The organism is Blautia sp. CAG:257 (assembly GCF_000433815.1).
GTDB lineage: Bacteria > Bacillota > Clostridia > Lachnospirales > Lachnospiraceae > Blautia_A > Blautia_A caecimuris.
This window is the reverse complement of the sequence record NZ_HF999072.1, coordinates 926-1,220: the sequence shown is the minus strand read 5'-3', so window position 1 is coordinate 1,220 and position 295 is coordinate 926. Positions and strand designations below refer to the sequence as shown.

Annotated in this window: 2 protein-coding genes; both read right to left on the bottom strand. The window is 46.1% G+C overall.

The features are described 5' to 3' along the window. Positions 1-161: HPr family phosphocarrier protein (locus QVP40_RS09220; protein WP_288200439.1), on the bottom strand; the 161-nt coding region annotated here is incomplete at its 3' end. Further along, a partial coding sequence (locus QVP40_RS09215; protein ID WP_288200438.1) for a helix-turn-helix domain-containing protein occupies positions 158-295 on the bottom strand: 138 nt, incomplete at its 5' end. The genes QVP40_RS09220 and QVP40_RS09215, both read right to left, overlap by 4 nt.

Below are 295 nucleotides of genomic sequence, written 5' to 3'. Positions count from 1 at the left end.
CCCAGAGTCATCATACCCATAATGCTCTTTGCATTGACTTTTTTCTTTCCGATCTCAACATATATTTCGCTGTTAAACTGGCTGGCTACCTGTACCAGCTGCGCCACCGGGCGTGCTTCAAGACCAGTAGACAGTTGAATAGTAACAGGTTTTTTAATCATAATAACTCCTCCTTGTCATTTCGCAGCTCATCCGCTATCTCGCTTAATTTTCTGAGACGGTGGTTCACACCGGACTTGCCAACCTGGGGATTCAGCATCATTCCCAGTTCCTTTAACGTGGCTTCCGGATACTG